At 47.2% G+C, this 18,093-nt stretch carries 20 protein-coding genes; 8 read left to right on the forward strand and 12 right to left on the reverse strand.

Features of this window, described 5'->3' with window-relative positions; translation table 11 throughout:
- Positions 1 to 6: 6 nt before the first annotated feature.
- Both M1403_02850 and M1403_02855 read right to left on the reverse strand, forming a co-directional pair.
- A complete protein-coding gene (locus tag M1403_02850) occupies positions 7 to 1,983 on the reverse strand; it encodes a valine--tRNA ligase (protein MCL4397941.1) in 1,977 nt (658 codons plus the stop codon).
- Between the two features lie 28 nt (positions 1,984 to 2,011).
- The gene (locus M1403_02855) at positions 2,012 to 2,239 is read right to left on the reverse strand and encodes a hypothetical protein (protein MCL4397942.1); all 228 of its coding nucleotides are present in this window, start codon (positions 2,237 to 2,239) and stop codon (positions 2,012 to 2,014) included.
- Positions 2,240 to 2,297: 58 nt separating this feature from the next.
- Between M1403_02855 and M1403_02860 the strand changes: the two genes are divergently transcribed.
- Positions 2,298 to 3,479 (forward strand): hypothetical protein, encoded by a 1,182-nt coding sequence (locus M1403_02860; GenBank protein MCL4397943.1) that lies wholly within the window; start codon positions 2,298 to 2,300, stop codon positions 3,477 to 3,479.
- On the opposite strand, the gene M1403_02865 is transcribed toward M1403_02860, so the two are convergent.
- Both M1403_02865 and tsaD read right to left on the reverse strand, forming a co-directional pair.
- Positions 3,433 to 4,062, reverse strand: a complete 630-nt coding sequence (locus tag M1403_02865; GenBank protein MCL4397944.1) for a hypothetical protein — start codon at positions 4,060 to 4,062, stop codon at positions 3,433 to 3,435. The genes M1403_02860 and M1403_02865 overlap by 47 nt on opposite strands.
- 4 nt (positions 4,063 to 4,066) lie before the next feature.
- Complete coding sequence (gene tsaD / locus M1403_02870) at positions 4,067 to 5,047, reverse strand: tRNA (adenosine(37)-N6)-threonylcarbamoyltransferase complex transferase subunit TsaD (GenBank protein MCL4397945.1); 981 nt, start codon at positions 5,045 to 5,047, stop codon at positions 4,067 to 4,069.
- Positions 5,048 to 5,068: 21 nt separating this feature from the next.
- Here tsaD and M1403_02875 point away from each other — a divergent pair, with 21 nt between their 5' ends.
- The gene (locus M1403_02875; protein MCL4397946.1) at positions 5,069 to 5,302 is read left to right on the forward strand and encodes a hypothetical protein; all 234 of its coding nucleotides are present in this window, start codon (positions 5,069 to 5,071) and stop codon (positions 5,300 to 5,302) included.
- On the opposite strand, the gene M1403_02880 is transcribed toward M1403_02875, so the two are convergent.
- On the reverse strand, positions 5,295 to 6,740 hold the full coding sequence (locus M1403_02880) for a VanW family protein (GenBank protein ID MCL4397947.1): 1,446 nt from the start codon (positions 6,738 to 6,740) through the stop codon (positions 5,295 to 5,297). The genes M1403_02875 and M1403_02880 overlap by 8 nt on opposite strands.
- A gap of 10 nt (positions 6,741 to 6,750) precedes the next feature.
- On the opposite strand from M1403_02880, the gene M1403_02885 reads away from it, so the two are divergent.
- Positions 6,751 to 8,010 (forward strand): extracellular solute-binding protein, encoded by a 1,260-nt coding sequence (locus tag M1403_02885; GenBank protein MCL4397948.1) that lies wholly within the window; start codon positions 6,751 to 6,753, stop codon positions 8,008 to 8,010.
- 119 nt (positions 8,011 to 8,129) lie between these two features.
- Here the strand turns inward: M1403_02885 and M1403_02890 are convergent, their stop codons facing one another.
- A complete protein-coding gene (locus M1403_02890; GenBank protein MCL4397949.1) occupies positions 8,130 to 9,122 on the reverse strand; it encodes an AI-2E family transporter in 993 nt (330 codons plus the stop codon).
- Between M1403_02890 and M1403_02895 the strand changes: the two genes are divergently transcribed.
- The 4 genes from M1403_02895 to M1403_02910 are packed head-to-tail and all read left to right on the forward strand — an operon-like array spanning position 9,082 to position 12,621.
- Complete coding sequence (locus M1403_02895) at positions 9,082 to 9,930, forward strand: nucleotidyltransferase domain-containing protein (protein MCL4397950.1); 849 nt, start codon at positions 9,082 to 9,084, stop codon at positions 9,928 to 9,930. The genes M1403_02890 and M1403_02895 overlap by 41 nt on opposite strands.
- Entirely contained in the window at positions 9,927 to 11,657 is a 1,731-nt protein-coding gene (locus tag M1403_02900; GenBank protein MCL4397951.1) for a hypothetical protein, read from the forward strand. The genes M1403_02895 and M1403_02900 overlap by 4 nt, the downstream gene beginning before the upstream one ends.
- Positions 11,658 to 11,678: 21 nt before the next feature.
- Positions 11,679 to 12,401, forward strand: a complete 723-nt coding sequence (locus M1403_02905) for a hypothetical protein (protein ID MCL4397952.1) — start codon at positions 11,679 to 11,681, stop codon at positions 12,399 to 12,401.
- Position 12,402: 1 nt separating this feature from the next.
- A complete protein-coding gene (locus tag M1403_02910) occupies positions 12,403 to 12,621 on the forward strand; it encodes a hypothetical protein (GenBank protein MCL4397953.1) in 219 nt (72 codons plus the stop codon).
- Here M1403_02910 and M1403_02915 read toward each other — a convergent pair.
- The 5 genes from M1403_02915 to M1403_02935 all read right to left on the reverse strand — a co-directional run bounded on the left by M1403_02915 (position 12,618) and on the right by M1403_02935 (position 16,336).
- A complete protein-coding gene (locus tag M1403_02915; GenBank protein MCL4397954.1) occupies positions 12,618 to 13,172 on the reverse strand; it encodes a thermonuclease family protein in 555 nt (184 codons plus the stop codon). The two genes, M1403_02910 and M1403_02915, sit on opposite strands and share 4 nt — an antisense overlap.
- A gap of 66 nt (positions 13,173 to 13,238) precedes the next feature.
- Positions 13,239 to 13,940: a DUF5666 domain-containing protein gene (locus M1403_02920; GenBank protein ID MCL4397955.1), complete on the reverse strand. Its 702-nt coding sequence runs from the start codon at positions 13,938 to 13,940 to the stop codon at positions 13,239 to 13,241.
- Entirely contained in the window at positions 13,937 to 14,578 is a 642-nt protein-coding gene (locus M1403_02925) for a hypothetical protein (GenBank protein MCL4397956.1), read from the reverse strand. The genes M1403_02920 and M1403_02925 overlap by 4 nt, the downstream gene beginning before the upstream one ends.
- A gap of 49 nt (positions 14,579 to 14,627) precedes the next feature.
- Positions 14,628 to 15,746 carry a hypothetical protein gene (locus tag M1403_02930; protein ID MCL4397957.1) on the reverse strand — a complete coding sequence of 373 codons (1,119 nt, stop codon included), beginning with the start codon at positions 15,744 to 15,746 and terminating at the stop codon, positions 14,628 to 14,630.
- Positions 15,747 to 15,763: 17 nt separating this feature from the next.
- Positions 15,764 to 16,336, reverse strand: coding sequence for a hypothetical protein (locus tag M1403_02935; protein MCL4397958.1), 573 nt, complete (start codon positions 16,334 to 16,336; stop codon positions 15,764 to 15,766).
- Positions 16,337 to 16,397: 61 nt separating this feature from the next.
- On the opposite strand from M1403_02935, the gene M1403_02940 reads away from it, so the two are divergent.
- On the forward strand, positions 16,398 to 16,892 hold the full coding sequence (locus M1403_02940) for a ribonuclease H-like YkuK family protein (GenBank protein MCL4397959.1): 495 nt from the start codon (positions 16,398 to 16,400) through the stop codon (positions 16,890 to 16,892).
- A 105-nt stretch (positions 16,893 to 16,997) separates the two neighbouring features.
- On the opposite strand, the gene M1403_02945 is transcribed toward M1403_02940, so the two are convergent.
- On the reverse strand, positions 16,998 to 18,071 hold the full coding sequence (locus tag M1403_02945; protein ID MCL4397960.1) for a quinone-dependent dihydroorotate dehydrogenase: 1,074 nt from the start codon (positions 18,069 to 18,071) through the stop codon (positions 16,998 to 17,000).
- Positions 18,072 to 18,093 lie beyond the last annotated feature (22 nt).

An 18,093-nucleotide genomic window follows, 5' to 3' on the forward strand; every position in this document is an offset into this window, starting at 1 on the left:
CCTTTCTTACCGGGGCCAGGGGGCAATAATGATAGGATTGTTGCTGTGGTCGGGGAGCAGTCCCCAAAGTTCTTCAGTGACAAACGGGATGAAGGGGTGGAGAAGTTTGAGCAGGGTTTCGAAAGTTTTCAGTAGGGAAGTGTAGGACACAAATCCTTTCTTGTAGTCTTCAAGATACTTATCCGCAAACTCATGCCAGGTAAATTGATAAAGATCTTCCGCCGCCACTCCCAGTTTAAAGGCGTCTAATTCCCGGGTAACCTTTTTAACCAAAGCAGCCAGCTTTTTCGCTAATTCCTTGTCAAGTTTGCCAGTTTTGTTTTTCTGTTCAACACCAAGAATGAACCGCCCGATATTCCAGAGTTTGTTAGTGAAATTCCGATAGCCAATAATCTTTTCTTCGAAGAGTCTCTGGTCCTGGCCGGCGCCAACATTGGCAACCAGGGAAAATCGCAGAGCGTCCGCGCCATATTTACTAACCATATCGAGGGGATTAATGACATTACCTTTGCTTTTACTCATTTTTTGACCTTCCTTGTCGCGGACCAAGCCATGAAGGTATACTGTTTTGAACGGAACTTTTCCTGTCACATACAGTCCAAGCATAATCATTCGGGCTACCCAGAAAAACAGAATATCGTAACCGGTTTCCATAACTGTCGTTGGATAGAATTTTTCAAAATCACCGGGTTTTGTGGTCATGAGGGTTGAGAACGGCCACTGGCCGGAAGAGAACCAAGTGTCAAAAGTGTCGGTTTCTCCCTCGATGGGAACCTTAGCGCCCCAAACAATTTGACGGCTAATGTTCCAATCGCGGATATTTTCCATCCAGCGAAAGTAAGTCTTCTCAAAAGATTTAGGAAGAATTTTAATTTCCCCATTCTTAACTGCGTCAATAGCCGGTTTTGCCAGAGGCTTAGTTTTGACAAACCATTGTTTCTGAAGAAGGGGTTCGATAACACCTTTACACTTATAACAAATGCCGACGGAGTGATGCAGGGGCTCTTCTTTAACAAGAAAGCCATTTTCCTTCAAATCGGTAACAACGGCCTCTCGGGCTGGTTCGACTTTTAGTCCCCGATATTTTTCGGGGACATTACTGTTCAAGCGGCCGGAAAAATCAATAATGGTAATTTGAGGCAGATCGTGGCGATTACCAATTTCAAAATCCAGAGGATCATGAGCGGGGGTAACCTTAAGCGCGCCGGTGCCAAACTTGATATCCACCGCTTCGTCGGAAATAATCGGAATCTCCTTGTTGATTAAGGGAATTACGGCCGTTTTACCAATTAGGCTCTTGTAGTGTTTATCTTTAGGATTAACGGCAATCGCCGCGTCGGCAAAAATTGTTTCCGGACGGGTGGTGGCAATGTGCAACAGCCCGTAGTTTAGAAAGTATAACTTGTCGTCACGTTCGGTATAGTCCACCTCCAAATCAGAAAAAGCCGTTCCGCAGCGGGGGCAATAATTAACAATTCTTTCACCCTTATACACCAAGCCTTCTTTTCTCATTTTTTCAAAAGTTTGGAAAACAATCTTAAGAGTATCAGGATCGAGGGTAAACTTTTCCCGGGACCAGTCAAGAGAAAAACCAAGCTTTTTCAGTTGATCGCGGACTGTTTGTTTGTTTTTATCAACAAAGTCCCAAATCATTTTATAGAGAGTAGTGTTGTCATAGTCGAAACGGCTTTTGTTTTCTTTTTTAAGCTGTTTTTCGAAAACAAATTGAGTTTCAAAGCCGGCATGATCTAAGCCCGGCAGCCACAAGGCAGCGAAGCCTTTCATCCGGTGATACCTAATGAGAATGTCTTCAATGGTAAATAAGGCATGGCCTAAGTGAAGATCGGCGTTGGCGTTTGGCGGGGGAAGAATAATAGTAAAGGGTTTGCCGTCGGGATTAATTTCCGGCTTAAAATAGCCGCCTTCTTCCCACATGCGGTAAATGTGGTCTTCAACCTTGAGATGGTCGTATTTTGGCTCCATAAGGAGATTTTAGCAGAGCAGAAGGAATTTAAGAAGCTTGGAATAGTCGTTGGAGGGTGACAAAAAGTCTTCGCGCCCTAGAAACCGGGGCCATCTCAGGCATGGTTATCAGGACGGGCTGATTAGAAACAAGGTTAATGACGGCACTGTTGACCGGTTGGATAATATGGGGTCTATCCAGGTGGCCGCCGCCGGGCCTGGTATTAATTATTAATCTTCCCATTTTGTATTCGAGAGTCTTGATTACTTCTGCCATGCAATTATTTTAATTATCCTTCTTGACAAAGTCTACCGTGTTCCATAATATCGCCTAAATGTGCAAGGCAGTTGCTATTTTTCTCTGCGGCTTCGTTGTTTTTCTTCTTTTTGCGCCAAAACCGGCCTTGGCCCAAGGCTACGAATTGCTACCGGCAGGGCAGAGTATTGATTCTGATTATTTCCGCACCGGCCAAACAGTACAGATTGACGGGGATATTCATGGAGACGCCTTTCTGGCCGGCGGGGTGGTGACGGTAAACGGCAAAATCGACGGGGACTTGTTTGTTCTTGGAGGCAAAGTTAATGTAAATGGGGAAGTGGGTAACAGCATTCGTGTAGTTGGCGGGGATGTCACTATTAATGCCCCGGTCAGCCGGAACACCTTGTTAATTTGTGGAAATTGTAGTGTCACTAAACAGTCAACTATCGGTGGTAGTTTATTAGTAACTGCAGCTAATCTGGAACTATCCGCTGCGCAAATTGGTCGTGGCTTCCGTTTTTTTGGCAGCCGACTTTATTTAAACTCGCCGATTAATAATGAAGCGTATGTGGTTGCCAATCGGGAATTTTTGCTCGGCCCCCAGGCTTCCATTTCCAGCAGCTTAAAATACACCGGAAACTCCGAAGCCGTTCTGGAACCAGGAGCCACGATCGCCGGAAATATTTCTTATCAGAAAGAAAACCCGGATACCAATTACCCGCGCTTTTTCGGAGCCCGGACCTTGTTGTCGTCTTATCAGAGAATTAAGCCGATTACGGAAGTTTTGGGTTTTGTGGTTTCTGCTTTAATCGGCTTTTTGCTTCTGGGGCTTTTTCCCCGGATTTTTGAAAAAACAGTCATGGCTATGGAAAACCGGCCGGCCGCTTCTTTTGGCTGGGGAATAATTATCGCTTTAATGGCGCCGCTGGTTGTGGTTTTGTTTGCCATTACAATTGTAGGAATTCCAGTATCGCTGGTGCTTCTTCTGGTCGGTTCGCTGGCCTGGGTCGGGGCTCAATATTTAACGGCTTTCTTTATTGGCCGGAAGATAATGCTACCGCGGTTTGGCGAAAGACGGGGTTGGGCTTTGCTTTTGGGGTTGTTTTTGATCGCGCTTTTGGGATTAATTCCCATTGCCGGAGCCTTAGTTAAGATGCTTCTGGTGGTTTTTGCTCTGGGAGCAGCCGTTTTGGCCTACAAGCAACCGGTGATTATTGAACCCCGGCTGTTGGGGCACCGGCGAAAGTCAAGGTCTTAAGGTTAACGGTTAAACCGTTATTGGTCTTCACTAAAACTCTCAGGACGAATCCGGCCGGGTTTGTGTCGTAAACACAAGCGGTGCCGGAACAGGTACCAAGGGGGATGGCCTTGCGGGTGAAAGGCGCCGAAAAGCTGCCTTTAACCAGGCGGGGGATATTGGGGTCGGCAGTATAGCTTAGGGAATAATCCATTCCGGTTACCAAATTTAAATCTGCTCCAGCAAAATCCACATACAAATTTTTCAGATCAAAACTAAAAGTTGGAGTAATGTCCACGTTTCCAGTGCCGGTTACCGTCCAGCCGGTGCTGGTAGTGGTTGAGGCCGGAGTGGCCGCCGGAGTGGCCGCCGGTGCCGGGCGGTTAGTTAGAGTAGTCGGGGCTGCGCTGGGAGTACTGGTTTTTGCCGGAGCCCCAGGCGGAGCCAGTTTGACGACGGTTGTCGGCGGAGTGGGTTCAGACTCGCTGGCTTTAGACAAAATAGAACGGGTGACGGCTACGCCGGTAGCAATAACCCCTCCGGCAGCTACGATGATGACGACGATTAAAATTATTTTCCTGGCTTGCGGCGTAATTTCCACCACCTCTTTAGATTAAATCAAGGGCAGGGTTGGCGTCAACTTGTTGCCACGGAGCTGTCTTTTGGTTGAAGTAGGCAGCCGACGCAATGTAAGCGGCGTTATCAGTACAAAGTTGTATTGGCGGTACATGAAGAGTAACCGTAGTCGGTAGTCTGTAGACAGTAGATTGTAACTTTTCTCGTAGTCGTTTATTGGCGGCCACGCCGCCGGCCAGGAGAACACTTTTTACCTGATATTTTTCCGCTGCTTGCAAGGTTTTTCTAACCAGAACATCGGTAACGGCTTCCTGAAGTTCGTAAGCAATTTCTTTAGAGTTTGGTGTCAAGCGGGAAGCGTAAAGAGAAGAAACCGCGGTTTTTAAGCCGCTAAAGCTAAAATCTAAATTTTTCTCGTTAATCATTGGCCTGGGTAACTTGACGCTTAACGCTTGACGCTTAACGCTTTCGGCTGCTTTTTCAACGGCTGGTCCGCCGGGATAACCGAGGTCAAGCAGTCTGGCACACTTATCAAAACATTCTCCGGCAGCGTCATCCCGGGTGCCCCCAAGATATTTAATGTTGCTGTGATCTCGCATAAGGATTAATTCGCTGTGCCCTCCGCTAACCAGTAACACCATTGCGGGTAAAACCGGGGGAGTCCCCGTCAGCCAATTAGCGTAAATGTGGCCAATAAGATGGTTGACAGGAATAAGGGGCTTTTTCCAGGCCAGAGCCAAGGCCTTAGCGGTTTCCACACCAACAAGTAGACTGCCAATCAGTCCGGGACCAATAGTTACTGCGATCGCATCAAAATCAGTAATCATGGCTTCTTTTAAAACAGGAATCATTGAAGCCAATTGTTCCCGGGCTGCTTGTTCCGGAATAATCCCGCCAAACTTAGCATGCATGGCCTGAGAACTGGCTACCACATTAGAAACTATCTTGGTTCCATCTTCAACAATAGCTGCCGCCGTTTCGTCACAGGAAGTTTCAATCCCTAATATGCGCATAACATTGCTATAATATCAGATGTGGTTAATGAAAAGGCAAGGGAACTGGTAAACAAGGCTGATGATCTTGCTAATGACAGCGCTTTGCGCATTGCTCGTGGATTGGCAGCCAGAAAGATATTTTTTAACGAAAATGTTGAGGAAAGAATAGAAGAATTAGAAAGACTAGCTGGCCAAGAACACGATGGCATAGCGTCTAAAATTCTAATATCTTACAAAAATATAGTAGAAGACCTTAAACCTAAAACTAATTAGTTTTCGTACCCCGCAAGTATCTAGCAGGCCAAGGAACATAATCTGACCAAACTGTTTCGTTAATTAGAGTTTGCCCGCTGCGGGTGACCAGTCTTTTAAAGTAAACTTTTGCCCCATAGTGGGCTGTGTCAACCTGAGTAACAACGCCTACCGGCTTAGTTGGGTCGTCTTCATAAATCGGCGCCGGCGGGGGAGCGGTCGAAACAATCACTGGGCCGGTAATATTTACTACTCGGTTATCCGAGGTCCCGAAAAGATCAAAAGTTAATTTTTTATTGGCTTCATCAAAGGTAGTTTGAATTAAAATCCAACCGTTAGTATCGTTTTTAAACCTAAAGTCTGGATCGGGAGGGTAAACCGTTGCATCCAGGCCGGGCAAAAAGCCGCCCTGTTCATAATAGCCGACCCGGTATGAATGGGCGGTGCGGGCGATCACTGGTAACCCTGCGTTTAAAACCGCCCGGTATAAAGTCGTCGACACTTGGCAAACGCCACCGCCGTCATCCAAAACGGTTTTTCCCTCTTTAATGGAGTAGGCCTTCGCAAAGCCAAAAACGGCTGAAACCGTGCCAATCGCCTGATCAAATGAAAAAGTTTCCCCGGGGGCTACCAAGCTGCCGTTAATTTTACTGGCGCCCAGAGAAATGTTATAAACGCGGCCGGGGATGGAATCATAAAAATAGGATTCGCCCCGTCCCAAGAGGGTTTTAATGCCCAGACTATCGGCTGTCGAGGAATTGACTGAAGGGTAGATTACCTGGGTCGGCAGAATATAAGTAGCTGTAGTCGGCTGCCTGTAGTCAGCAGACTTCTTGGCGGCGGCCAAAATGGTTTCCTTAATTTTTTCCCGGTCGATACTTAGCCCGTTTTCGGAAGGGCGGAAAGCGGTGACGCGGCCCCGGCGGTCCGGTCCGCTATTGGGCACAAACTGATAAACCGCGTCGACGGCCACTTTTTCGATCTTGGGCGCTACCGTGTCAATTTTTTGGTCGAGAGGTTTTTCGTCGAAATTAACTTCAAAGGGTAAATTAATCTGGTTTTGCCAGGCGGCGACAATCTGCAGGAAATTGTAATAAGGGTTGGGGGTTTGCCGGCCGATAGAAAAAGCCCGTCTGGCCATAAGGCCGGTGTCGGGACGAAGGTTTAATTCTTTACCGGTAGCCGACACGGTTGCTTTGGGGTCAGAAAAAACAAAACTCAAGCTGTTTAAAGAGTTCGCGTATCTTAAGCTTAATTCTTTCTCCAGTTCCGGTTCGGATTTGCCGGATACTTCCACTCCGGCCACTCTGACACCGGGATAAACTTTGTTTTTAAAAGTGGCGGCAAAGACCAAATATAAAGCGGCGCTTATGCTTAAAGCGGTTACCGTGGCGCCCAGCAGAAAAAAGAAGGTTGTCTTTAAAAAAGCGCGCGTCCGGTGCATAATGATGGTAATCATTGTAGCAAAGATGGACACTAAAAAAATCCTGCTTTTAGCCGGAGGAGTTTTGGCCGTTCTAATCGTCGCCCTGGTAGTGTTTCTCCTGACTTTCGTGCGCCGGGTCGGCCCGGTAACTTTAACCTACTGGGGTTTGTGGGAGCCGGAGGAGGTTTTTCAGGGAATAATTGCCGATTACGAGCGTCTCCATCCCAATGTCACCATTAAATATATTAAGCAATCACCGTTAAATTACCGCGACCGGGTGGTGACGGCTTTATCCGGTACCAACGGTCCGGATATTGTCCGGATTCACGATAGCTGGGTGCTTACTCTGGCTTCGGGCTTATCTCCAATGCCGGCCAATGTTTATTCCCAGGCTTCTTTTAAACAAACTTTTTATCCAGCGGCCGCTACTCTTTATCCTTACGCGATCCCCCTGGAAATTGACGATTTGGCCATGTATGTTAACGATGATATTTTGCGGGCCGGGGGGGTCAGTGTCCCAACCATTTGGGACGGCGACCAGGGGTTTATGGCGACAGCCAGGAAACTAACGGTCCGGGACAGCAGCGGCCGGATTAAAACTGCCGGAGCGGCTATGGGGACAGCTTCCAATGTTGACCAGTGGCAGGATATTGTGGGTTTAATGATGGCTCAGGCAGGCGATAACTTTAACGCTGAGGCTCTGAATTACTATGTGGCTTTTGCCACTTCCGAACATATGTGGGACGAAACCCTGGATAATTCCACTCTGGCTTTTGCCAACGGCCAGGTGGCGATGTATTTTGGCCCGTCATGGCGCTATTTTGACATTAAACAAATCAACCCGAACTTAAATTTCCATCTGGCCCCGGTACCCCAGTTGGCCGGGGGAGCGGCCGCTAATTATGCTTCCTTTTGGACCGAAGCCGTTTCCAAGCGCAGTTCTCATCAAAAAGAAGCCTGGGACTTTCTCAAATACCTTTCCAGCAGAGAAGTCTTAACGAAGTTATATGCGGCTGAAACTAATGTCCGGGGTTTCGGGGAGCCTTATGCGCGAACCGATATGGCCGATCTGCTCTCTGCTGATCCCAATGTTGGCCCGTTTATCGCGGCTGCGCCGACAGCCAAGACCTGGTATCTCGCATCTAACACCGGCGACGGGGACACCGGCATCAACACCCGGATCGGCAAATACTATGCTGATGCCATAAACTCTATGCTCCAGGGCAATAACGCCTCTTCCGTCCTGCAGACAGTGCAGCAAGGGGTAACTCAGGTACTTTCACAATATGGTCTTACAAAATAAATTCCAAACCACAAATTCCAAACAAACTCCAATTTTTAAAAATTCAAAACCCGTAGCTTGAGGACTTTGGAGTTTAGAACCTAAGACTTGTTTGGAGCTTGTGTTTGGAACCTGGAATTTTATCGATCTGCTTCTTCTTTCCAATATTTTAGTAAATCCTTCCCGATAATGGCCAGAGCTGAGGTTACCGGAATGGCAAAAATAGCGCCCCAGACGCCGGCCAGTTTGTAGCCGATTAAAAACGAAAGCAGGACAATAATCGGATGAATTTTCAAGGCTGTGCCCATGAGTTTTGGAGCCACAAGGTTGTAAACCAGCTGGGCGGCCAAAATGACCACGATTACGGCAATAATCATTTTCTGAACCGAGACTGTCAGCCCGGCCAAAATTATCGGAATGACAAAGATTACTGATCCCACGACCGGAATCATGGCCAAAATGCCGGAAAGAAGAGCAGTAGACAGGGCAAAGTTAATGTTGAGAATAACCAGAGTGAGTAGAGTAATTAGTCCCAGCAGCAAGCCCAAAACAACCTGAATCTGAATAAAGGAAGCAAAGGTCTGGTTTAGAGTTTTTTCTAGGAACAGGTAATCCTCTTCATATTCGTCGGGAATAATATCCAGGAAAAACTTGGAAATTTCCTTGCGGGAGATCAAAAAGTAAAACGAGAGAATCAGAATCAAAAGTAAATTAGTCGCCGTGGTAGCGACTCCTGATGCCAGAACCAGAGAATTATTGGCGGTCGTGCTTAAGAAACTTTCGACCCGGGCAGACAAGAAAGAATTATCCGGCAGGTAAGCCGGAACCAGGGTGGCCAGCTGGGAAAACTGAGTGACCATTGTTGGTAACACAACAAGAACCAACAAAACCACACCGGCCGCTAAGGCCAGATAAGTAATAATAGCCGCGGCTATTCGCGGTATCCCGCCGGAAGAAATTTTAACGACCAGTGGTTCAAGAATGAAAGCCAGAACCCAGGATAAAATTAGAAGGATAAACAAATCAGCAAAAAGGCCCAGGAAAGAGCTAAACAGACCCAACAAATGCCAGCCGAGAGTTATAATGCCAAGGATGGCCAAAATCCGCAGCTCTGGAAAGTCTTTAAACTTCATTAATTCTCATTATAGCCAACCCCGATCCGTTTTCAATCGGGGCCGGCTCGCTGCCGTTGTCTACGCTGACCTCTTTGGCTATCCGCTGACGGTTAAAGAAGCCAAACTTTGGGACATCCGCCAGGTCAGGGCAAAATATTCTTCGCAAAAAGAAAAAGAAGCGCTAAAAGTTACGGGGCTGCTAAAAAAAATCCCGACAGTGGCGGCAGTCTTTTTAACGGGGTCGGTGGCCGCGCAGAATGCCACTTCTAGGGCTGATATTGATTTAATGATCGTCACCCAGCCTAATACTTTATGGCTGACGCGATTATTGGTATTTCCCTGGCTAAAACGGCGGTTTTGTCCCAACATTTTTCTCGATTTAAACCATTTGGAAATTAAGGATCAGAATTTGTTCACTGCCCATGAAATATTACAAGCAAAATGTTTATATGACCGGGACAAGGTAGAACGACGGTGGTTGAAGGTTAATTTGTGGACAAAGGAATACTTACCAGAGGCCTACAAAAATTCCAAATCCCGAATTCCAAATCCCAAACATGCTTTAAATTCAAAATCGCAAACCCCGAAATTTTGGAATTTTCCCAATTGGACATTGAAATTTATTTGGAATTTGGTGCTTAGCGCCTGGAATTTATTTTTACTTATCCCGGAATTTTTTGCTTTTCTCTTTCAGTATTTGTATATGAAACCAAAAATGACTCATGAACGGGTGGGTTGGGGCTTTGCTTTTTTTCACCCTTACAACTTATCAGAAATAGTGGTACAAAAGTTTGAGAAGAAATTGCTAAAATATACCCACCTATGAAGAAGCTTCTTCTGGTAGTAACAATTCTCTTAACACTTTATGCTTTCCGCTCGACGCTGTCTTTTGCTGACGAGTGTAATTCCAGCTGTAATTCCGACTCCGAATGCAGTGCCAAAATTGCTGAATGTCAAAAACTTCTGGATATGTCCATCGCTGCTACCAAGCCACACGAACAGACGGTGCAGACCCTGGAAAAGGAGATTGCCGATATTGAAACTAACACCAAAGCGTTGGCAGCCCTAATTGAGAAAAAAAAGGAGCTGATTGACGCTGACGAGATTAAATTTACCAAACAACAGCAAAGTCTGGACAGTCAAATTCGTGATTACTACAAGAAAAACTGGACTTCGCCCCTCGAATACTTTCTCGTTATGGCCTTAAGCGGGGACAATGTCGGTGACACTTTGCATAATCTGGCTTACCGGCAAACCTTGATTAATCAGGAAAAAAACACCATTACCACTTTGGTCATGGAGCTTTCCGATTTAAACTCCCAAAAACAGAAACTGGAGGACAACCAGACCTGGCTGGCGGCCAAACGGGCGGGCCTGGAAACAACTTTAGCGCCAATTAAAAAACTGGTTGCCGACGCTAAAGCCTACCAATCTCAGTTAAATCAAACAGTGGGAACTTTAAGCGCCCGTCAGCAGGAATTGTTGGCGGAAAAAACAGGAAACTTTTCCACCAGTGTCGGCGATGTACCGGACACCCAGGATGACAACTCATCAATTGATGGTTTTCGACGAAACGCCCCCGCGGGCTCTTTTGCCGGCTTTTCCTTCGGGGCACCGCACCGCAAGGGAATGAGCCAATACGGTGCCTGGGGTCGGGCTAAATCCGGACAAAGCGCCGAAGATATTCTCCACGCCTACTACGGCGGGATCGAAATTAAAAAAGATTATTCCACTTCGATTAATATTTCTGTTCAGGGTTACGGAACATACAATATTGAGGACTATGTTAAAAGAATTTATGAGATGCCTTCTTCCTGGACAGATAATAACCGGGCAGCCCTAATGGCTCAGGCGGTGGCGGCCCGGTCGTACGCTTTGGCCTACACGAATAACGGCAGCGGGTCAATTTGTGCCACGGAATCCTGTCAGGTATTTCAGCCGAATGACAAGGGCGGAGACTGGGATGCGGCGGTGGACGCTACCCGAGGTTGGGTACTGGTGGCCAACGGCCAGCCGTTTTCCGCTTGGTATGCCGCTTCCGCCGGCGGTTATACTTATTCCTATTCTGCTCAGGGCTACTCAACGCCGGGCGGGTGGGATACCAAGTGCGGCAGTCAATCCTGCTGGACCAACGACGCCTACGAAAAAATTGCCAATTCTCCCTGGTTTTATAAAGCCTGGTATAAACCCCGCTATAGCAGTGCCAGCCGTCCCAATGCCTGGCTCTCCGGCGATGAATTTACCGATATTGCCAATGCCGCGCTGCTTTACGAGAAAGACAGCAGTACTATGTCTCATCTTTCTCAGACGGACAAATCCAATCCGGATACCTGGTCGAGAGATCAGGTTAAAAATGAACTGCGCAACCGGGGCGTGACCCCTTTTGACAATGTGAGCAGCGTAAGCGTGTCGTATTCCACCGGCGGCTATACAAACACAGTGACCATTAACGGTCATAATTTTGACGGTGGTAACTTCCGGCAAATTTTTAACATTCGCGCTCCGGGAGAAATCTGGCTAGCCAGCGCCCTGTTTAACATAGAACATAAGTAAGCTGCCTGATATAATGGCGTAATGCCAAGAATTGCCGTTGATAACTTAGAGCCGGATAGTAAGTCTGTTCTCACCCAACCGGTTGAAGTAAAACCGGAAAAGACAACGCTGGCTGAGCCGCCCGCGCTGGCCAACAGCCAGATTAAAAACGAAACCGCGGTCGATAAAGAATTGGAAGAAAAATCAGGAACCTCGCTTTTGGCTGCCTTTAAAGCCTTTCCCCAAAGCATTACTTTTTCCGATAAAGAACCCGACGAGGATATTATTCTTCTCTTGCGAGCCCATATCATTACGACTTTACCCTGGATTTTAGCAACCCTGGGGCTAATTGTTTTGCCTTTAATTATTCTGCCCCTGGTGTCAATGCTCCATTTACCGGTTAACCCGGGCACGGTTTTTGTCTTTTTTCTGCTTTGGTACGCTGGGACTTTTTCCTACGCCTTTATTAATTTTTTGTCTTGGTATTTTAATGTTTATATCGTCACTTCTGGACGGGTGGTGGATGTTGACTGGTACTCGATTATTTACCGCAAAGTGAGTGCGGCCCAGATCAGTCACATCGAGGATGTCAGCTCCAGCGCCATCGGCGTTCTGGCCGGGGTTTTCGATTACGGAAATGTGGCTATCCAGACGGCGGCAGAAGAGGAAAATTTTGAGTTTGAAGCTGTCCCGCATCCCCAGTTGGTTTCCAAAAAAATTCAGGAATTAATGGAAATCGAAGACCAGGAAAAAGAGGGAAGATAGTATGGAGCTGCTTAATCTTTTACAATTTAGCATTTTTATTAAGCTTTTCTTTGCGGTTCTGATGCTTTTGTACTTTGTTTTTACAGTAGTGGTTTACCGGCAGATTGTCCTTATGACCCAGGTGCTGAACAGCAAGATCTCTCCGCTGTTTAAGATGATAGCTTTGGGGCAAGTTGTGGCTGTAGGAATTCTTTTCTTTCTAGGGATATTGCTGGTTTAGTTGCAAGCGCTCCATAATCCGCGATCCTGAAATTTAGCTTCTTCAGCGGCGGCATTAAACTGGCTGGCAAAATGCAAATCGGGGGCAAGGGGCAGAGGTCTAGCATAACCCTGCCGCACAAGATAATCATTCACAAAGATTTCCCGGCCGGAACTGTCAGTGGCGTAGACATAGCGCAGTAATCGGCCGTATTTATCCCGGTTGGTGGTGTCTTTTTCCAGACGGATAGTTTTACCCGCCAGTAATTTTTCGTTTTCGGCTTTAGCTTCCGGGGCAAAACATTGGGGTTGCTTATTCATGTCTGCCATTTCCGGAGTATTAATCCCGATGTAGCGCACCCGCCGGCCATCGGTTAAAGCAATGGTGTCACCGTCTATAACTTTAGCCACGGTGGGATTTTCTACTGTTTCACTAACTTCAGCCGAGGTTTGCTGGTCGAGGATTAACTGCGCGCCCAGACCGGAGGTAGCCACCCGGGCTAGGATTAAAGCGCAAGCGACCAGAATAAGGCCACATGAGGAAAGAACAAGAAAACTGTGCTTTTGGTCCATTAATTAATATTACCAGTTTTTATGGGGCCGTGGTGGTTGGCAGGGGCGAGGCCACGAGGGTGGTAGCTACCGCGGCGCGTTCACGGCAGCGGAAGGTGTTGCTACTGGTGGGGTTGGCTGGGAGAAGTCTTTAACCAGGGTTACTTCGGTAATGGTGTTGAGTTTGTTATCCCACATTCCTCGAATCATCACCCGGTGGCCGGCGATAATTGTTGAGGGGTTAATCGTTTTCATCCGGCGGTCGAGATACCGGGTAGTTTTGCCGGCAGTGACTGTCTGTTGAGGCCGGGCCAGAGGCTGGAAAATAAAGCCGGTGGCGTTTGTACTAACAATTGTTCCTACAAAAGTGCCCCGGCGTTTTTGGATGGAAATATCGCGGACCAGCCGGGCGTTCACGGCGGTTTGGGTGGTGTTGGTCCATTTGCCGAAAGCTTGCACCTGGTCGCCGACACTAAATTCTGAAAAAGCCGATCTGGCCCCGAACTGGCGCAACAAAATTGTTGTCGGCGTTAAGTTTACCGTCACGCCGTTAATGACGAAATTATTGGTGCCCAGAGAAGAAATCGTTCCGGCGAGTTTGGCAATTGTGCTTCGCGTTTGCGCCTGCGCAGTGATTTTTTCCTGAAGCTGACCGGCACTACTAGCTGCTCTGACTGAATTGTTGACTATGGGTGGGGTAACCGTAGTGACCACAGCGAAAGCCGTCGAACTGGCTAAAACAGTGGAAGTTAAAAAGACGACGGAACCGGTTAAAAATTTTCTGGTCATGAGCCGGCAGGCTGATAGGTAACGGTTAATTCCCGTTCGGAGGTTTGGCCGTTTTCATCAACGGCGTCAATCACTATGGGATTATCGCCTTCAGACAGGGTAAGAGTAGCCGAGAATTTGCCGGTGGCGTCGGCTTTAGTATCAATTTCATTAACGGATACATCAGCCCTGGCGGAAGTGGTTCCGGTAACTTTGATAGTAGCTGTGGTTACGGTCACATTGTTTACTGGTGTGGCAATCGTTAAAGGAATTTCGTCAATTGGTTGCGGCGAGGCGGGGGGCTGGGGAGCTGTAGGTGGAGTTTGAGTTGGGGTTTTTGGCACCAGCGGCGGATTAGCGGCTGGAGTCGTTGTTTGAGCTTTATTGCCGGTTAAGCTGCCAAGCATTTGCGGGTTGGACATGATCAAAAAAGCGCCGGCGCCAACCAAGACAACGACTAAAATGATCCCTGCAATGGCTAAAAAGTTCCATTTGTCGGAAGAAGCCTCTGCTGCTACCGGTGGAGGATTAACCGAGACTGTTTGTCCAACCGGATTAGCAGACGGGGGAGTAATAGGTGTGGGTGCAGGTGACGGAGCAACAGGAGCAGCGGGATTGGTTGGTCCTGACTGGGCCGGGGTAGTATTTGCAGAATCCATGGAATTAGTTTAGCCAAATTGGAAAACAGATGTCAAGTGGCGAGGAAGTTTATGATTTTAAAGAAGCCAGTATCTCTTCTGCCTGTTGTTGGAGGCTTGGCTGGCCAGCCTGAGACATTTCTAAAATAAAATCTTTGAGAGTGTCGGGGGTTGGAACAATTTTCAATAAATCAAAGTGTAGCTGGTTACGAAGACCGGGGTCGTCGACCTGAAGCCAGGATTTTTGAGCCAGAGCGGTGATGACGGCGGTTTTGTTGGCGGTTTTAGTGATGTTTTCCAGATAATCCACCATTTCTTTCTGGTAGGCCTGGTACTCCGGGTCCTGACTAAAGCTCCAGTCTGTGGCTGTTTGCGCGCTCAAATGAATATCCTGGCGGACCAGATTATCCGCCGGCTTAACGACGACTTCGATGTTGGCCGGATCTTTATAAATCCCGCTGGCGATAATTTCTGCCAGTAATTTTTTGGCGTCGTTATAAGAAATATCCGTATCGATAGTTTTAAAGCCCAGATATTTAATCGGCTCCGGCAAGGCATTAATCTGGTCCAGGTGTTGGACTAACATATCTTTGAGAAAATTGGCCTGGTTAAAACTACGCTGGTTGTCGCCGATGGCGTAGTCATGCCGGTCGCGAAGAAACTGTAAAGTGGGTGATGGAGGTAAACCTAGTAATCTAAATGCCCCCATGGTTTGGGAAAAACCGGTTTTGACAGTGTAGTCGGCGGGGATGCCGGTGATCTTTTCGATTTCCTTTTTGGCGGTATCAAAACCGTAAATCGAACACACATTGGCAATAATATTTCCATCTTTAGAAATAGTGCCGCGGGGAACGGAAGTGATAATTATTTTGCCTTGGCTTGGCAAAAAGCTAACCGTATGAATGGCGTCACAGCGGGCGGACTTGTCGCCCTTGCGCGAATCCAGACCCAAAAGCAAAATACTGGTATCTTTAAGCGGTTCGGCCATGGTGGCAGTGCCCAAAACGGCGGCAAAATGGCCGGAAGCGGCCGGGATTTTTGCTTGAGCGAGATAAACCGGGACAGAATGATTGGAGTTAGCAATAATTTGTTCCTGGTGAACTTGAAAAGCCAAGGAAGCTCCGGTTAGAGAGAAAAATAATAAAAAGAGAAATAGGAAGCTGCCTTTAAAAAACGACGGCCAGTGCATGAAACCATTGTAGCGATTTATTGCTGAATTTGCTCGAGAATATGATAGCTGACAATGGCAGCGGACATAGCCACATTGTGGGAATTGCCCATCCCTAACATCGGAATTTCCACGACTAAATCCGATTTTTCTAACAGATCATCTTCCACGCCGGTGCGTTCGTGGCCAAAGATTAAAGCGACGGGTTTTTTATACTTTGCTTCCCGAAAATCGATGCTCTGATCCGTTTGCTCGACGGAGACGCGTTGGTAACCGGACCGGCGTAAATCCGCTATTAATCCATGAATATCTTCGGTTTTCTCCCAAGGTACGAAGGGGACCAATTTAATCGCGGTTTTTTCAATTTCCTTTTCGGCGTGGTTAACAATCCGTTCGTCACGGGTGTCGTTTTCCAGCCGCGGATAGCCGGTGTAGCCGGTCAAATAAACTTTTTCTGCCCGGATGGCGTCAGCCAATCTAAAGAATAATCCCACGTTTTGTAACGAGCGGATGTTATGCAAAACAAAAACGATGGGATTTCGTTTCAAATTAGTAAAATCAGCCTCGTTTGGCTTTTGCGCCACTAGCTCATCAGTGGTATACTTGTGCATGAAGCTATTCTACTTCTTGAGGGACAGGCTTACCATCCTCTAGTAAGCCAAAGCTCAAACTATGACCGACCATCATATCGACCAATTTCGTTCGCCGACCCTGGGGTTAATGGATTTGCCGCGGCTTGTTGACCGGGTGGTAAGTTTTATTGAAAAAGAAAATAATTCCCACTTCAAAATCGTTATTGGGACGGATTCAGAATTAACCGATCGCCAGACGGCCCATTTTGTGTCCGCGGTTGTGGTCCATCATGTGGGTCACGGTGGGGTCTATTTCTGGGGTCAGGTGACTAAAAGCGGCATCAAAGACCTCCGGCAACGGATGTATGAAGAGGCGACCTACTCATTAACCCTGGCTCAGCGCCTCTTAGATGAGTTTAAATTAAGGGAGTTACCTTTGGACAAGCTTCTAGAAATCCATGTGGATATCGGCCAAAACGGGGATACCAAAATGATGATTAACGAAATTGTGGGAATGATCCGCGGCAGTGGTTTTATCTGTAAAACCAAACCCGACAGTTTTGGAGCTTCTAATGTTGCCGACCGCCACACGTAACTCGTGCCTTTGCTCGCTAAATTGTTTTCGCGCTCGGCCGCTATGGCGAGGTACCAAGTGCCTGCGCAGCTTACCCTCGCGCTGCAAAAATTTAGCTCACCGGCGCTACAGTTCTTGCTTCGCTCGAACGATAAATGCGTTAATGCTTCCTACTAATTGTGGTCCTTCGTAAATCATACCAGTAATCAGCTGGACTAAATTGGCTCCGGAATCTAGCCTCTCTAAAGCGTCTTCGGGGGTAAAAATGCCGCCGGTGCTGATAAGGGCGACGCTTTCTCCAAACTTCTGGCGGGTATGCGCCACTAAATTTTTGGCATTGGCGGCGACCGGTTTGCCGCTAAAACTGCCTTTGTGATTCTGATATTTGGTTACCTCTTCAGAATTAAGAATGGGATTGTCGCGCCTCTTCACTAAATTAGAAAAAATAAAGCCGCGAATGCCCAACTTAAGGGCAATTTGGACTAATTTATCGCTTTCGACCACAGTAATCTCGTTAGGCATTTTGATAAAGATTGGTTGTCTAATTTTTAGAGTTTTTACGGCGACTAATAATTTCTGAAAGTTTTTTGGATTAGTAAACGATTCGGACATGGCCGTGTTGGGGCAGCTAATATTGAGTTCAAAATATTTGACGTAAGGTTTATTTTTGAAAACATTAAAAGTAAACAGATAATCTTCAATAGCCTTGGGAATCGTATTAATCTCCGGTAAATTGGAGCTGCCAACGCTAATTCCCAGGATTTGGCCATCCAGTTTCTTTTTGTCTAGACGCCTAGCTACAACTGCGGCACCACTGGACTTAAAACCTTTGTTAACCAGCAAACTCCCGGACTTGGGTAAACGAGCCAGGCGGGGCGGGGGATTGCCGGGATAGGCTTTCGCCGTGACCGTCCCCACGGTGTTAAACCCAAAACCCGTATCGGCAATAACCTTGGCCAGATGGCCGTCGTAATCGAACCCGGCGGCTAAACCAATAGGATTAGGAAACTCCAGCCCCAGGACTTTTCTTTTTAAAGCGGGGTTTTGGTAAGCAAAAAGGGTTTGAACCACCGGTCCGGCGTTTTCTAGCAGTTCCCCAAAGTCAGTAAAAAGATTATGGATAAGTTCGGCGTCAAAAAGAAAAAAAACCGGCTTGGCCAAGTTTTTATAAAGCGCTTTTTCGAGTTGGGGTGTAAGCATTAGAGTTATTATATCGGTTATA

The organism is Patescibacteria group bacterium (genome assembly GCA_023380635.1).
Lineage (GTDB): Bacteria > Patescibacteriota > Microgenomatia > JAMCZE01 > JAMCZE01 > JAMCRP01.

Coding starts and splice junctions, on each gene's coding strand:
- M1403_02850 (MCL4397941.1), bottom strand. CDS start 1,983: ATGGAGCCAAAATACGACCATCTCAAGGTTGAAGACCACATTTACCGC.
- M1403_02855 (MCL4397942.1), bottom strand. CDS start 2,239: ATGGCAGAAGTAATCAAGACTCTCGAATACAAAATGGGAAGATTAATA.
- M1403_02860 (MCL4397943.1), top strand. CDS start 2,298: ATGTGCAAGGCAGTTGCTATTTTTCTCTGCGGCTTCGTTGTTTTTCTT.
- tsaD (MCL4397945.1), bottom strand. CDS start 5,047: ATGCGCATATTAGGGATTGAAACTTCCTGTGACGAAACGGCGGCAGCT.
- M1403_02880 (MCL4397947.1), bottom strand. CDS start 6,740: ATGATTACCATCATTATGCACCGGACGCGCGCTTTTTTAAAGACAACC.
- M1403_02885 (MCL4397948.1), top strand. CDS start 6,751: ATGGACACTAAAAAAATCCTGCTTTTAGCCGGAGGAGTTTTGGCCGTT.
- M1403_02895 (MCL4397950.1), top strand. CDS start 9,082: ATGGCCAAAATCCGCAGCTCTGGAAAGTCTTTAAACTTCATTAATTCT.
- M1403_02890 (MCL4397949.1), bottom strand. CDS start 9,122: ATGAAGTTTAAAGACTTTCCAGAGCTGCGGATTTTGGCCATCCTTGGC.
- M1403_02900 (MCL4397951.1), top strand. CDS start 9,927: ATGAAGAAGCTTCTTCTGGTAGTAACAATTCTCTTAACACTTTATGCT.
- M1403_02905 (MCL4397952.1), top strand. CDS start 11,679: ATGCCAAGAATTGCCGTTGATAACTTAGAGCCGGATAGTAAGTCTGTT.
- M1403_02910 (MCL4397953.1), top strand. CDS start 12,403: ATGGAGCTGCTTAATCTTTTACAATTTAGCATTTTTATTAAGCTTTTC.
- M1403_02915 (MCL4397954.1), bottom strand. CDS start 13,172: ATGGACCAAAAGCACAGTTTTCTTGTTCTTTCCTCATGTGGCCTTATT.
- M1403_02920 (MCL4397955.1), bottom strand. CDS start 13,940: ATGACCAGAAAATTTTTAACCGGTTCCGTCGTCTTTTTAACTTCCACT.
- M1403_02925 (MCL4397956.1), bottom strand. CDS start 14,578: ATGGATTCTGCAAATACTACCCCGGCCCAGTCAGGACCAACCAATCCC.
- M1403_02930 (MCL4397957.1), bottom strand. CDS start 15,746: ATGCACTGGCCGTCGTTTTTTAAAGGCAGCTTCCTATTTCTCTTTTTA.
- M1403_02935 (MCL4397958.1), bottom strand. CDS start 16,336: ATGCACAAGTATACCACTGATGAGCTAGTGGCGCAAAAGCCAAACGAG.
- M1403_02940 (MCL4397959.1), top strand. CDS start 16,398: ATGACCGACCATCATATCGACCAATTTCGTTCGCCGACCCTGGGGTTA.
- M1403_02945 (MCL4397960.1), bottom strand. CDS start 18,071: ATGCTTACACCCCAACTCGAAAAAGCGCTTTATAAAAACTTGGCCAAG.